Consider the following 13,690-nt stretch of genomic DNA (forward strand, 5'->3'; position numbering starts at 1 on the left):
TCAGGGGAATGCTCAGGGGGGTGCTGAGGCGGGGCATAGGGGGCGCGGATCAGGATCTGACCTTCCTGGCGCCAATCGAAACCGTCCGGGTCCTGCTCGGTCAGCCAATCGAGCCAGGCCTGGCCGTGCAGACCGGCGCAATGGGCGCGGCCGTGGCGCGCCATCGCGATCCGCTTCAGCAGCTCGGCGAGCTCGGCGGCACGCACCTTGAGCGGTGTGGACGGCGCCGCGCGCTGCAGCCGTTTGAGCTGGCGGTGGGCGTCCCAGCGCCAATCGCCGACCCGTAGCAGCGGAAGTGGCGGGAGCAGCGGCCGGTGACGCCGTTGGCGCCAGATCAGGACTGCCGCCGCGCACAGGGCCAGCAGGACCAGCCACCAGCCGGGGGCCAATGGCCACCAGGGGTTGCCGAGCGGGTCGTGGATGTCGCGCAGTGCCTGGAGCTCGGGATTCATGCGCCAACCTCCGCCCGGGTCTTCGACCGGCTTGCTAGGCGGCGCGTGCGCTGAGCTGGAAAGCTGAAGATGGGCATCATGCCTGCTGAGAATACTGCGCTTGACTCAGCCAGTTAGACAGCGCGCGAGCGCGCCCGTTGCTCGAGGCTCGCGATCAGGCTGGCATGGATCTCTTGGTCGGTGCGGATCGGCATGAGGATGATGTTCAACCGGTTGGTCAATGCGGATAGGGTCTCGCGGCGCTGCTGCCAGGCCTCTTGGTAAGCCTTGCGCGCGCCTTCGTCCTCGGTGTCGACCTCGATCAGCCGGCCATCGGTGCCGGTGAAGGTGACCGTGCCCATCGCCGGGATCGCCTGATCGGCCGGATCATCGACCGGGATCAGCACGACCGAGCTGCGCTGGCGCAGATTCCCGAGCACCGGCTCGAGATCACGCGCCTCGCGGTTAAGGTCGGCGATGACGAAGATCAGCGACCCGGTCGGCAGACCGCGCGTGGCCCGCTTGAGCGCCTCGGCAAGGCAGTCGATCGAGGCGGCCTGGGTCGATCCGGGAATCGTCAGCGTGCGCAGGAGCTGCCAGAGGGCGCGGCGGCCACGCGCGGGGCGGAAGTGCTTGAGCCCGTCGGCCGGATCGCCGAAGGCCATGCCGCCGACGCGGTCCTGGAGCCGACTTGCGGCCCAGCCGATCAGCGCCGCGGCACGCGCCGCCTGCACCCCCTTGAAGGTGCCGCGGGTGCCGAAGGCCATGTGCGGGCCGCGGTCGACGCAGAGCACGACGCTGCGCTCGCGCTCCTCGCGGAAGACCTTCAGATGCGGCTCGTTGATGCGCGCGGTGACCTTCCAGTCCATGTAGCGGATGTCGTCACCCTCGCGGTATTCGCGCACCTCCTCGAAGTTGACGCCGGCACCGCGGAAGACCGACGCGTAGAGTCCGGCGAAGGTCGAATTGACCAGGTGATGCGACGGGACCCCGAGGGTATGGGCCTGGTGGCGGAGCTCGAGGAGATCGTCGAGGCGAGGATAGAGACTCACGTGCGCGCGCCCCTTCAGGGGATCGCCACCAGATTCAGCAGCCGATCGATGAAGGTATCGGTCGTGATGCCCTCGGCCTCGGCCTCGAAGGTCAGCAGCAGCCGGTGGCGGAGCACCTCGGGGGCGATCAGCTGGATATGATGCGGGGCGACGAACTCGTCACCGTCGAGCCAAGCGCGGGCGCGGGCGCAGCGGGCGAGCGCGATGCTCGCGCGCGGCGAGGCGCCGAAGCGGCACCAGCGCGCCAAGGCGTCGTCGTAGCGCTTCGGATGGCGCGTCGCCTGGACCAGATCGACGATGTAGCTGAGCAGCTTCGGATCGAGATAGAGCCCGGCGACCGCCCGGCCCATCGCGAACAGCTCCTGCTGGCTGAGTCGCTTCGGTGGCACCACCTCGCTCTGTTGCTGCTCGCTGGCGTCCAGCTCGAGGATCTTGAGCTCCTCGTCGCGGCTCGGATAGGTCACGACCGCCTGCATCAGGAAGCGGTCGAGCTGGGCCTCGGGCAGATGATAGGTGCCCTCCTGCTCGACCGGGTTCTGGGTCGCCAGCACCATGAACAGCTGCGGCAGCGCATAGGTGCGCTGGCCGACCGTGATCTGCTGCTCGGCCATCGCCTCGAGCAGCGCTGATTGGACCTTCGCCGGTGCGCGGTTGACCTCATCGGCGAGCAGGATGTTGTGGAACAGCGGCCCCTCGCGGAACTCGAACTCGCCCTTCTCGTGGCGGTAGATGTCGGTGCCGATCAGGTCCGAGGGCAGCAGGTCCGGGGTGAACTGGATGCGGTGGAAGTCGCCCTCGAGCGAGTCGGCCAAGGCCTTGACCGCGGTGGTCTTGGCCAGACCGGGCATGCCCTCGACCAGCAAATGGCCGTCGCTAAGCAGGCAGACGAGCATGCTATCGATGAAGCGCTGCTGGCCGATGATGCGCGAGGCGATCTGATCGCGGACGGATTGGAGCGCGTCTGGGGTCATGCGGGTCGAGGGGCCTCAGTGAAGATTGCCCGCCGGCCGGATCGCCAAGCGGGTTAACGCTCGCAAGCGCGGTTATCCTGATGGGTTTCTGCGGGTGGCGCAAGCCTGTCCGCAAGCGGGCTGCTGCCTGCCGAGCGCAGTTGTGCACAGTGCGGAGTCGCCCAGCAGCGGGGCGCAGCGGTGTTCGTGGAATCGCCCAAGTCCGTAACAGGATCTCGCTTACGCTAACAGAAACAATAGCTTAACGATCTGGTCAAAATCTCATCAATCTGTTCGAGTGCGCGTCAGACGGGCCGTGCGAGCGATTGTGAGCCGGTTCTCCACAATGTTATCCACAGGCGCTGTGGACGAGCCCTGGGTGGCCCGGCTGCATTGGCGCTTGTTGGTTGCGGCTCAGGTGCTGTCTAAGCTTGATCGCCTAAGGTTCATAGGTCAGGCACCAGAGCGAAAGGATTCGATCGCGTTGCAGGTTGAGGTGTCCTCTCAGGGTGAGATGTGATCTCAGGGTGAGCCCGACGCAGCGGCCCTGAATCGGCACCGATCATTGGCGCTGGACCAGCCGTAACGGCTTGGCCGCGGTGGCCAGCACGTAGTCGAGCCCGGCATAGACCGAGGCCGGATCGCGGGTCAGCGCGATCGTCGCGGCGATGCGGGCAACCGGGTGCAGGCGCCGGATCGCTGCCCGGTTTGCGCCGAGCCACTGGTGCAGCGGGGCATAGACCTGGTCTCGGATCGAGTCGAGCCGGATCTGCTCATAGCCGCAGAGCTTGAGCTCGGCATGGTACGTCGGGAGCGGGTAGGCGTTCTCGCGCGGGATCGCGAACTTGCTCGCGACCAATGCCCAGGAGGTGCGTTGCTTGAACCGGTGCCAGGCGCTCCCGGTCAGGCCCCGAGGGATGATGTCAGCGACCGCGATACGTCCGCCCGGGCGCAGCACCCGGAAGGCCTCGCGCAGGAAATCGGAACGCGAGCGGAAGTGAAAAGCGCATTCGAGTGCGGTGATCTTGTCGACCGACTCATCGGGCAGCGCCATCGCGGTCGCTGAGCCCTCTCGAAGATCGATCCGGTGCTCGAGACCCTGCTCTCGGACGCGCTCACGTGCGATCTGGACCTGGAAGCCGGTGAGGTTCAGACCGATGATCTGCGACGGCTCATGACGGGCTGCCCAACGGATGTCCTGATCACCAAACCCGAAGCCGACATCGAGCAGCGTGTCATCCGGTCCGAGCCGAACACCCTCGGCAACGAGGTCGGCCAACGCATCGCTTGCGGCATCCATGTCCTCAGCATCGCGCCAGAAGCCAAGGTTGAGATAGAGGGCGCGCTCGGTTGCGGTGCGGGTCGACAAGAGCTCGTAGATCGCCGGTGCCTCAGCACGCTGGAAGGGATTGAACAGCCAGTTCAGATAGGCCAGCGCTTCGCCCAAGGGGCCACGTGGACGTGTGAGCGGATGCGGGTGTGTAGAATTCGATTGTTGCATTCGATGGGGTGCGGCCTGGGTTGTCGCCGATGGTGACAACCATTGGGGCGATACGCGAAAAGTCCCGACGAGGGGGCGGATTGGGTTCCCGCCGACCGAGGAGATTGGTGCCGTTGCCAGCGGAGCGTGAGCCGCTTGCGTTCGGGCCTTGCGTTCTCGGTCGGGATTCGGGGTTAATGGCTGCCCGAGTTGATTAGGTTTCCGACTGGAGGTTCGTCCGATGGCAAAAACGCGCTACTCGTTCGTGCAGCGTCTGCTGCACTGGATCATTGCTCTGCTGGTCTTCGGGCTCTTGGCGATGGGCTTCACCTTCTGGAGCCTCGGTTTCGAGGGGGTCAAGGGGATGTTCGGCGCCGAACTCACGAATACCTTCTATACGATGCACAAGAGCTTCGGCATCCTGCTGTTCTTCCTGGTGGTGCTGCGGCTGCTGCTGTTCCGTTTCTGGCCGGCACCGCCGTACGAGACCCCACTGTCCGGCACCGAGCGCGTGGTCAGTGCGACGACGCATGCGCTGCTCTATCTGCTGCTGATCGGAATCCCGATCGGCGGTTGGCTGGCGACCTCGATCAGTGGCTTTCCGGTCCAGTTCTTCGGCTGGTCGCAGCCCGGCCTCGATCCGGCTAACAAAGAGCTCGGCAGCCAGCTCTTCCTGATGCACGGCATTGGTGGCCTGGTTCTGCTAGCGGTCTTGCTGCTGCATATCGGCGCCGGGATCAAGCACTGGAAGCTCAAGGACGGCATCATGAAGCGGATCAGCCTGCCCTGAGCCGGAGCCGGAGCCGGAGCCGGAGTCTGCGTCGGAGCTCGCGCCAGAGCTGGTGCCGCAGCTGGCCCCGAGCTTGACGGGCTTCGCTGTCGGCACCGCGTCGCCGAGCCGGTGCTGAACCGCGAAGTCCGCCGGCCTCAGCTGGCTACGCCAATCGGTTGTCCTGCCGGTTGTCCTGCCTGACGACGGCCTTGGGGTGCCAGGATCGTCGCCCGAACGGGCTGAGGCGGGCTCGTTTCCGACGCGCTGATATGGCCATTCCGCCTGATCGCCGGACAAAAAGCCCCGGAACAGTCAGCACCGATGGGCTCAGCCTGTCCGGAAACCAGGGGGAGTGACTATACCTGCGACTCAGGTCTTGGGGTCGGGAAGCCGTGATCAGGATTGGACGCCACCGGCGGAAGTGGTGACAATCCGGCCATCCGAACCACGACGCGTGCGAGCACCCTGAGCACCGTCAGACCTCAAGAAAGGCAGTGATGGAGATCGACTGGAGCGATTACGACTGCGACGGATTCTACGACGAGCTGCTCGTGAAGCGCGGCGAGCCGAGACCGGAGCTCGGCGCGCTGGCGGCCGATATGCAGGCCCTCGGCGGCGATGAGCTACTCGCGCGGCAACTGGCGGCTGAGGTCTCGATCAAGGAGATGGGGATCAGCTTCACGGTCTACTCCGAGGAGGGCGGCACCATCGACCGTGCCTGGCCCTACGACGTGATCCCGAGAGTGATCCCGGAGCAGGAGTGGCAACGGGTTCAGCAGGGGCTCAAGCAGCGCGTGCAGGCGCTGAACCTCTTCATCGACGACCTCTACCACGGCCAGCAGATCGTCGAGGATGGCGTCTTCCCCAAGGACGTGCTCGCGAAATCGGTCAACTTCCGTCCCCAGTGTGTCGGGATCGATCCGCCGCTCGGGATCTGGGCCCATATCTGTGGGTCAGACCTGGTGCGCGATGCCGACGGCACCCTCTATGTGCTCGAGGACAACCTGCGGGTCCCCTCGGGCGTCTCTTACATGCTCGAGAACCGGCTGGTAACGAAGCGCGTCTTCCCGGAGCTGTTCGAGCATTACGCGCCGCTGCCGGTGGACGACTATCCGTCCCAGCTCTTCGATACCCTGGCCGCGCTGTCGCCGCGACCGGCCGAGTACCCGGAGGTGGTCGTGCTCACGCCGGGGATCTACAACTCGGCCTATTTTGAGCACGCCTACCTGGCCCAGCAGATGGGTGCCGAGCTCGTCGAGGGGCGTGATCTGTTCGTCGGTGACGACGATTGCTGCTATATGCGTACGGTCAATGGCCCGGCGCGCGTCGATGTGATCTACCGTCGCGTCGACGATCTGTTCCTCGACCCGGAGGCGTTCCGGCCCGACTCGGCGCTCGGCGTCGCCGGTTTGATGCGTGCCTGGAAGGCCGGCAACGTCGTCTTGGCGAATGCGCCAGGCGCCGGCGTCGCCGATGACAAGGTGGTCTATGCCTTCGTCCCCGAGATCATCCGTTATTACCTCGACGAAGAGCCGATCGTCCCGAACGTGCCGACCTATCGCTGCATGGAGCCCGACGCGATGCAGTACGTGCTCGAGCACATGGCCGAGCTGGTGGTGAAGCCGGCCAACGAATCAGGCGGCTATGGGATGCTGGTCGGGCCCGCATCGACTCAGGCCGAGCGCGACCGGATGGCGGCTGCGGTCAAGAGGGACCCCCGCAATTACATCGCCCAGCCGACGCTGAAGCTCTCGACGGTGCCGACCGTGATCAAGAACCGAATCGAGCCGCGTCATGTCGACCTGCGGCCCTTCATTCTCTCGGCAGATCGTCAGCAGGTCACCATGGGTGGGCTGACCCGGGTCGCGTTGCGTAAGGGATCATTGGTGGTCAATTCCTCGCAGGGTGGTGGCAGCAAGGACACCTGGATCGTGCCGGATGCATTGATCGGAGAGCATCAGGCGTCAGGCCAGTCGGTTCAGCGGCAGACGCAGACGCGCTGATCCAACCCTCGCGCCCGCCTCCAGACCCTAAGACCCTCTCAGGCTGTCAATCCCCCTGACTTCGCATCGCTATGCTCTCCCGTGTCGCCGAGAACCTCTACTGGCTCGCCCGCTATCTTGAACGGGCCGAGAACACCGCGCGAATCGTCAACGTCAACGCCAACCTGCTGCTCGATCTGCCCAAGGGGATCGCGCCGGGCTGGGCGCCATTGGTCGATATCACCGGCGCCAATACGCTGTTCGAGGAGCACTACAAGGACTATGGTGAGCGCCAGGTCATGCGTTTCTTGCTGGGTGATGAGCGCCATCCTGGCTCGATCCTTTCGGCACTCAACGCTGCGCGCGAAAACTGCCGGACGATTCGGGATTTCGTGCCGCGGGAGGCATGGGAGCAGATCAACAGCTTGACCCTTTACGCTCGCGAAGGGCTGCAGAAGGGGCTGACCAAGAACGGTCGCCATCCATACCTTCGGGGCCTGATTACCGGCAGCCAGCTGATCAACGGCCTGCTGGATGGCACCATGCTGCATGATCAGGGCTTCGAGTTCCTGACCCTGGGGCGTTACCTCGAGCGCGCGGATATGACGACGCGGATCGCCGACGTGCATTCGGCCACCCTGCTGCCGGACACCGATGAGGTCCGTCCCTACGACAACATCCAGTGGGTCAGCGTGCTCAAATCGTTGACCGCCTATCAGATGTACCGGCGCAGCGCGCAGATCCGGGTGCAGCGCGGGCCGGTGCTAGGATTCATCTTCAAGAGCCCGCGCTTCCCGCGCTCAGTGCGCTGGTGTATCGACCACATCCGGATCTGTCTCGAGCGCCTGCCCCGCAACGAGGGCGCTCTGCGCGTCAACGGACGGCTCGTACGCTCCCTGGACGCGGTCGACGTGGAGCACCTCAGTCAGAAGGAGCTGCATGAGTTCGTCGATGAGCTGCAGCTTGGCATCGGCGATCTGCACCAGGAGATTGCCGAGACCTGGTTCCTGCCGACAGAGGCGAGCGCTGTCGGCTGAGTCCGGCGCCTGGGCGGCCTTCGGGACTGCTTGGAGCGATTGCTGTTCCCCGATCGCTATGGCAGCCTAACGTGCCGAACGAACAACACTACACCACTTGAGGAACACATCGATGCGCGTCATTCTGCTCGGCGGACCCGGTGCCGGAAAAGGTACTCAGGCTGGATTCATCAAGGAGCATTTCAAGATCCCGCAGATCTCGACCGGCGACATGTTGCGCTCCCATGTCAAGGCCGGGACCGCTCTCGGGCAGGCCGCAAAGAAGATCATGGACGAGGGCGGGCTGGTCTCGGACGAGATCATCATGGGGATGGTGAAGGAGCGAATCGCCGAACCGGACTGCGAGCATGGATTCCTGTTCGACGGATTCCCGCGCACGCTGGCGCAGGCCGATGCGCTGAAGGAGGCAGGCGTTCAGATCGATGCGGTGGTGGAGATCGACGTGCCTGATGATGAGATCGTCAAGCGCATGGCGGGTCGGCGGGTTCACCTGGCATCAGGGCGGACCTACCATGTCGAGTTCAATCCGCCGATGGAGGAGGGCAAGGACGATGAGACCGGCGAGCCGCTGATTCAGCGCGATGATGATAAAGAGGAGACGGTCCGGGCGCGGCTCGATGTCTATCACGAACAGACCGAGCCACTGATCGCCTACTATTCGGCCTGGGCCGAGAAGGGCGGCGACGATGCGCCGCGCTACCTCAAGGTCAATGGCATCGGTGAGGTGGGCGAGATCCGCGACAAGATCATCACTGGTCTCGAGGCAACAGCGCCTTCTGGCGGTTGAATCCGGTTCAACGAGCAAGCTCTGCCAACTCGCGCGGTACCGCGTTTGGGATTGGCCGCATCTCAGCCCGCGCGAGGTCGTCTGCACCGACTTGGTAGGACCTTGCCCCAGCCAGCCCTCGCAATTAGAGGTCTTCGTTGAGAAACGGGTTGTCGGCCTCGGTGGGGGCGGGTTGATCCAGCGAGCCCAAGTCTAGGGCCGTCTCTGCGCCGCGCGGGGCTCGCTGAGCCTCGCTCGCCGTCGTCGTCGCGCCATCTAGCCTTTGTGCAGCAACCGATCCGAACGGTGTTTTCCCGGGCCGGTAGGCTTCGAACTGATCGACGGCATTGACGAGACGGAATGCCTTTTCGTCCTCATGCAGCGCAACCGCGCCGCTCAGGTTGTGCCAGCGTAGCAGCAGCATTGCTTCGCGGGTGTCTGCGCTGGCGAGCCCCTTGGCGTGAACCCCGATCTCGGGACTGCTGAGCAGCGCGTCTTCGATCACCACCTGGTCGTCGGCGATCTGGATCTGCAGATGGCCGGCCAGGTCTTCGACGCTCAGCAGCTCATCGATCCAACTAGGCTTGCCGCGCAGGTTGTCGATCAGCGCCACGAACGGCCGGGTATCCTGGACCGTTACGTCGGCCTTCATGCGCAGCTCAACCGGCTTGTCCCAGACGATCTCGGTCTCTTCCAGTTGGAGCCGGGCATGCCACTGGGCGCGCTGGTCAGAGGCGGCGGCCCCGATGACGCGAAACTCATCGAAGCGCAGCGATGAGCCGGTGATGTCGAAGCGCATCGCGTTGGGGGCGCCATCACGCACCAGGACATCCAACTGCAGCGCCCCGATGACCTGCTGCTCATCGAGGGCGATGCTGATGTCCTCGGTCGTCAACAGCAGGTTGCCCTCGGCGCTGTCCTCGCTGAGCTCGAGATCAGCCATCAGGCGTGCGGCGCCGCCGAGCAACGAGATCGGCGCGTCCTCTGGCAGGTAGGCGTTGTAGACCGCCATGTCCTTGACCTCAGCACCATGCAGGACCAGGTCGACTCGCGCTGATTCGGCCGCCTTCGCGCCGAGTGCGCCGACCGCGACCACGGCGTCGAGGCGAGCACCACCGATGCTCGGCTCCGCTTCGTCGCGCCGTCGCATGCGGCCCTCGTCCAGCTCGACACGCAAGCGGACGTTCGGGTTGGGGCCACCCCGCTCGACCTGCAAAGCGGCCTCGCCGCGCCCGTCGATCCGGTGCTCGAGCAGCGCCAGGCTGAGCGGCACCGGTGGGATCGCGAGGCGGCTTCCGGTTGCCAACAACCCCTGCTCCATCCGGAGCGCGGCATCGATCTCGGCCGCACCGTCGAGGGTCAGTCCCAACGGGCGATTCAACAGGGCCGCGATCCAGTCCAACTCCGAGACCTTGAGTGCGGCCGCCAGCTCGCCGTCGCCGCTCGCGAGCAGGGAGCCGAAGCCCTCCTCGGCGAGCTGATTGGCGAGCCGGGGGATAGGGTCGGCATCCGCCCCCGGGGTTGGGAGCGAGAGCGTGCCGCCGCTGATCGCGAGCTCGGCCTCCCAGGGCTCGGCGGCGGCCGATTCGGCACCGCTGAGCCGGGTGTCACCGAGCTGGGCGTCACCAAGCTGGGCATCACTGAGCCGCAGTCGCGTTCCCTCCAGATGCAGGGTCGGGGTGTCGACAGCGTCGACGCGGGCGCGCAGCTCGAGCAGCATGTCCGTGGTGGCGCGATAGTCCGCATAGCGCAGGTCCGCCTCGTCCGAGGCCAGGTCGAGCTCGAGCGAGAGGCGCTCGGGCGTCACCTCGAACAGCGCGTGCAGCAGGCCGCTGCCGCCGAGTAGGGTGAGGTCCCAGGTGGCGGGGAGGAGACGGTTGTAGACGCTCAGGTCAGCGACCCGCATGCCGGGGACCTCGAGGCGGAAGCCGACCTCGACCTCCTCTGCAAGCGCCTCGATCTCGGTCGCCGTGGAGGTGGTGCTCGGGTCCGCCTCGCTCACATGCAGCGCCGCGGTGAGCCCATAACCACTGAACAGCGTCGCTGTTGGATTGGCTGCCTCGCCTCCGCCGGCGGCCAGCTCGCCGACGACGCGGTCGAACGTCACGTTCAGGTCGGCCGCGGCCTCGTTCTGAGGGTCGACCTGAAGTTCGACCAGACCGTCTCCGGCGAAGTGAAAACGGCCGAGCGTCATCGCCAGCGCATTGGCCTCGACCAGGAGGTCGGTCCCGCGCAAGGCCTCGCCCTGATCCAATCGAATCCGACCTTGGAGTCGTCCTTGGCCTTCGAGCTCCAGCGGCTCGAGGCCTGGCACGACAAGCGCCAGGAAATCGAGATTGTCGACAGGCAGATCGATCTCGGCGTCGACCGTAGCGATGCGCAGGAAATCGAGCCCCTCGAGCGTTGACAGGCGCACCGGCGGGATCGCCACGGTGCCCTTAAGCGCTGCGGCCTCGCGCACCGGTGTCCGGTCGCCCACCCGTAGCGACTTGAGCGAGAGGTCGAGCGCGCCGTCGGCAAGTGCGAGCTCGCTGGAGGCGGTATCCATCCGGACGCTGCCGCGGACCTCGCCGGGCAGCCACCCGCGCAGGTGCGAGACCCAGAAGGCGTGCTCGCCGCGGATATGGACATCGTCGATCTCGAGCACCAGGTCAGTACCCGTCGGCTCAGGCGCCGGCTCGGCGACCGCATCGGGGTCCCGATTGCGGATGACCGGGAAGAAGGCGCGCAGCGCGTCGCTCGCGTCATCGGCCGAATCCGGTCTCGGGCGCGGCCGCAGCCGCAGGTCGATGTGCTCGAGGTCGAGATCATGCACCCGAAGCTCACCGCGCAGCAGCGGGAGGAGCGACAGCGACACGGCCGCACGGCCGGCATCGAGCTGCCATTGCTCGCTGGGTGTTTGCCCGTCCGCCGCGAGCCCCGAGATCGCGACCCGCAGCGGGTACCAACTCCAGGCGCGGGTCCAGTCAACGGCAAACTGTTCCGGTTGCATCCGGTTCAGCGCATCGCGTGTCAGCGGCAGGTTCAGCGCCAGATTGACGCCGCTCCAGTAGAGCGCGGCGAGGATGCCAAAGGCCAGGGCAGAGCGGCGCAGCCAGCGCGTCGTCCGAGTCGAAAACACATTCAGTCCTCTTTGCAGTGAGCTCGCCGGTCGAAAGGGGAGGCGATAAGACGAGCGATCATTGACCCGCGCCATTTTTTGGGACGCCGCCGTGACACCTGAATGATCGGGCCGATTCTGAGAAAAGGAAGCTCGATCGACGGGCCGCTTACCCAAAGCGCTTTACAGATCAGCTCAATTAGGACGAACGGCTGCAAGAAATTGCTCGACCGATCGTTCCGATGGGGGCATGATTGGGTCGCTCATCAAAACAGGACAGAATGCATGACTCATCCCATCCGACTGGCGGCTGTTGCCGTCACCGCCACGCTGCTGACTGCCTGCGTCTCCACCAATGAACAGGCGACGTCGAGCAGCCCGAGCGCTTCTTCCAGAATGCCGACGCCAGCCGAGCAGGCGTGCTTGAGGGATGTCACGCGCACGACGAACAACCCGGACGTCGTGCTGCTCGACTCCTCGTTCTCCGAGGCCGGCACCGAGGTCATTGTCGGGGTCGGCCCGCAGCGCGCCCGCTGGCGCTGCATCGCGTACCGCGACGGCACCACGGCCGGGATCATGTCGCTGACCGACGAGGGTGCGCTTTGATCGGAGACGGCGCAAATTCGTCTCATCGCATTAACGCCGCTGATTAAGCTGCCGCCGTCTCACCCTTGACCGATACCTTAGGAGTCACCATGCAACGACGAATCGCCCCGATCTCTGTTACCGCCGCCGCGCTGGCCGGAAGCCTGGTCCTTGTCGGCTGTGTCGAGAGCGATAGCACCCAGTCGGACTCGATGGCGCCCGCTCCGCTGTCGAGCCAGGTCGCGTCGCTGGAGGGGATGCGCGCCCGCAACTTGGACAGCGAGATGAACCGGCTCGGGTTCAGCAACGTCGGCGGTTACAAGACCAATGACGCCTCGATCACCACCTGGTGGAATCCGCGCGGTGAGCAGTGCGTGAACGTCACCACGCGGGATGGGCGGGTCGCCCAGACCGAGTCGATCTTTGCCGGCAACTGCAAGTAGTACCAGCGCCGCGTCTGTGCGAAGGCCCGGGCGCGGGCGCATCCTGCACGCGCGGTTTCATCTGACGTGCGCTCACCGGGCGCACCCGATGACGAGAAGAGAGACCTCAAGTGACACGATCCCCGACTTTCCGGCGGTTCTCGGCGCTGCTCCTCGCTGGCGCCATGGCCGTTCTGCCGAGTGCGTTCGCCCAGGACCGGGTGGATATCCGCTTCAAGCCCGGCGCCACCAGCACCACGATCAATGGCACCATTCGCGGCGATGAGTACATCGACTACGTGCTGAATGCGCGCGGTGGGCAAGAGATGGTGGTGTCGCTCGCAGTCACCGGCACCAACGGCGATGGCTCGGCCTTCTTCAATATCCTGCCGGCCGGCAAGGACTATGGCGGACCCTACGTCGGCAGCACGGACGACGACCGACGCGCCGAGATCACCGTGCCCCACGACGGCGACTGGGCGATCCGGGTCTATTTGATGGGTAACGACCGTGACACCGATAAGACGGTCGGTTACTCGATCGATGTCTCCATCGCGCCCACCGCTGGCAGCGGCGCTCCCTCCGCACCGAGCGATGCCGGAACAGCGGTTCAGGTAACGGGCGGTGCGGCCAACGATGTGCTCAACGTCCGAAGCGGTCCCGGCACCGACTACCAGGTCGTCGGCGCGCTCGACAACGGGTCTCGGGTCCAGAAGCTCCGTTGCGAGCGCCACGGCAGCTCGCGCTGGTGCGAGATCGAGATGATGACGGAGATGCAAGAGCGCGGCTGGGTGAACGCCCGCTTCCTGACTCAGCGGGCGGGATCGGGCGCGAACGACAGCCTGCAGGGCACGCCGGAGCAGTTCAGTCGGATGACGCAACCCTGTATCGCTCAGGCGTCGCGAATGACGGGCGTCTCACCAGGATCGATCACCATCATCGACCGAATCCGCACGGGCGGCGGCCCGCTGCTGACCCTCAACGCCGGCGGCACCAAGTACAGCTGCCGACTCGAGGACGACGGCAGCGTCACCGTCTTTAGCGAGTTCGCGAACTAAGGCGATTTCTGTCAAAGCTCATACCGCCTTGCTGGTCTTTTCGCTCGCCTTCTTC

General features: G+C 65.4%; 12 protein-coding genes. 7 read left to right on the forward strand and 5 right to left on the reverse strand.

What is annotated here, in order from left to right:
* The 4 genes from CKO40_RS03160 to CKO40_RS03175 all read right to left on the reverse strand — a co-directional run.
* A partial coding sequence (locus CKO40_RS03160) for a DUF4381 domain-containing protein (RefSeq protein WP_200344657.1) occupies window positions 1-452 on the reverse strand: 452 nt, incomplete at its 3' end.
* 113 nt (window positions 453-565) lie between these two features.
* Entirely contained in the window at window positions 566-1,483 is a 918-nt protein-coding gene (locus CKO40_RS03165) for a DUF58 domain-containing protein (protein WP_200344659.1), read from the reverse strand.
* A gap of 14 nt (window positions 1,484-1,497) precedes the next feature.
* Window positions 1,498-2,454, reverse strand: coding sequence for an AAA family ATPase (locus CKO40_RS03170; protein WP_200344661.1), 957 nt, complete (start codon window positions 2,452-2,454; stop codon window positions 1,498-1,500).
* A gap of 541 nt (window positions 2,455-2,995) precedes the next feature.
* Entirely contained in the window at window positions 2,996-3,880 is an 885-nt protein-coding gene (locus CKO40_RS03175; protein ID WP_242476779.1) for an SAM-dependent methyltransferase, read from the reverse strand.
* A gap of 274 nt (window positions 3,881-4,154) precedes the next feature.
* On the opposite strand from CKO40_RS03175, the gene CKO40_RS03180 reads away from it, so the two are divergent.
* The 4 genes from CKO40_RS03180 to adk all read left to right on the forward strand — a co-directional run bounded on the left by CKO40_RS03180 (window position 4,155) and on the right by adk (window position 8,491).
* Window positions 4,155-4,703 carry a cytochrome b gene (locus CKO40_RS03180; protein ID WP_200344665.1) on the forward strand — a complete coding sequence of 183 codons (549 nt, stop codon included), beginning with the start codon at window positions 4,155-4,157 and terminating at the stop codon, window positions 4,701-4,703.
* A gap of 479 nt (window positions 4,704-5,182) precedes the next feature.
* Window positions 5,183-6,688: a circularly permuted type 2 ATP-grasp protein gene (locus tag CKO40_RS03185; RefSeq protein ID WP_200344667.1), complete on the forward strand. Its 1,506-nt coding sequence runs from the start codon at window positions 5,183-5,185 to the stop codon at window positions 6,686-6,688.
* Between the two features lie 71 nt (window positions 6,689-6,759).
* On the forward strand, window positions 6,760-7,704 hold the full coding sequence (locus CKO40_RS03190; RefSeq protein WP_200344669.1) for an alpha-E domain-containing protein: 945 nt from the start codon (window positions 6,760-6,762) through the stop codon (window positions 7,702-7,704).
* Between the two features lie 112 nt (window positions 7,705-7,816).
* A complete protein-coding gene (gene adk, locus CKO40_RS03195) occupies window positions 7,817-8,491 on the forward strand; it encodes an adenylate kinase (RefSeq protein WP_200344671.1) in 675 nt (224 codons plus the stop codon).
* Between the two features lie 124 nt (window positions 8,492-8,615).
* On the opposite strand, the gene CKO40_RS03200 is transcribed toward adk, so the two are convergent.
* Window positions 8,616-11,591: a hypothetical protein gene (locus CKO40_RS03200; protein WP_200344673.1), complete on the reverse strand. Its 2,976-nt coding sequence runs from the start codon at window positions 11,589-11,591 to the stop codon at window positions 8,616-8,618.
* Window positions 11,592-11,855: 264 nt separating this feature from the next.
* Between CKO40_RS03200 and CKO40_RS03205 the strand changes: the two genes are divergently transcribed.
* From CKO40_RS03205 to CKO40_RS25080, 3 genes are all read left to right on the forward strand, one after another.
* Window positions 11,856-12,176 (forward strand): hypothetical protein, encoded by a 321-nt coding sequence (locus CKO40_RS03205; protein WP_200344675.1) that lies wholly within the window; start codon window positions 11,856-11,858, stop codon window positions 12,174-12,176.
* A gap of 89 nt (window positions 12,177-12,265) precedes the next feature.
* The gene (locus CKO40_RS03210) at window positions 12,266-12,598 is read left to right on the forward strand and encodes a hypothetical protein (RefSeq protein ID WP_200344677.1); all 333 of its coding nucleotides are present in this window, start codon (window positions 12,266-12,268) and stop codon (window positions 12,596-12,598) included.
* 110 nt (window positions 12,599-12,708) lie between these two features.
* Window positions 12,709-13,635, forward strand: coding sequence for an SH3 domain-containing protein (locus CKO40_RS25080; RefSeq protein WP_200344678.1), 927 nt, complete (start codon window positions 12,709-12,711; stop codon window positions 13,633-13,635).
* The last annotated feature ends 55 nt before the right edge of the window (window positions 13,636-13,690 follow it).

The sequence above is a fragment of the Halochromatium glycolicum genome, from assembly GCF_016584085.1.
Classification (GTDB): Bacteria; Pseudomonadota; Gammaproteobacteria; order Chromatiales; family Chromatiaceae; genus Lamprobacter; species Lamprobacter glycolicus.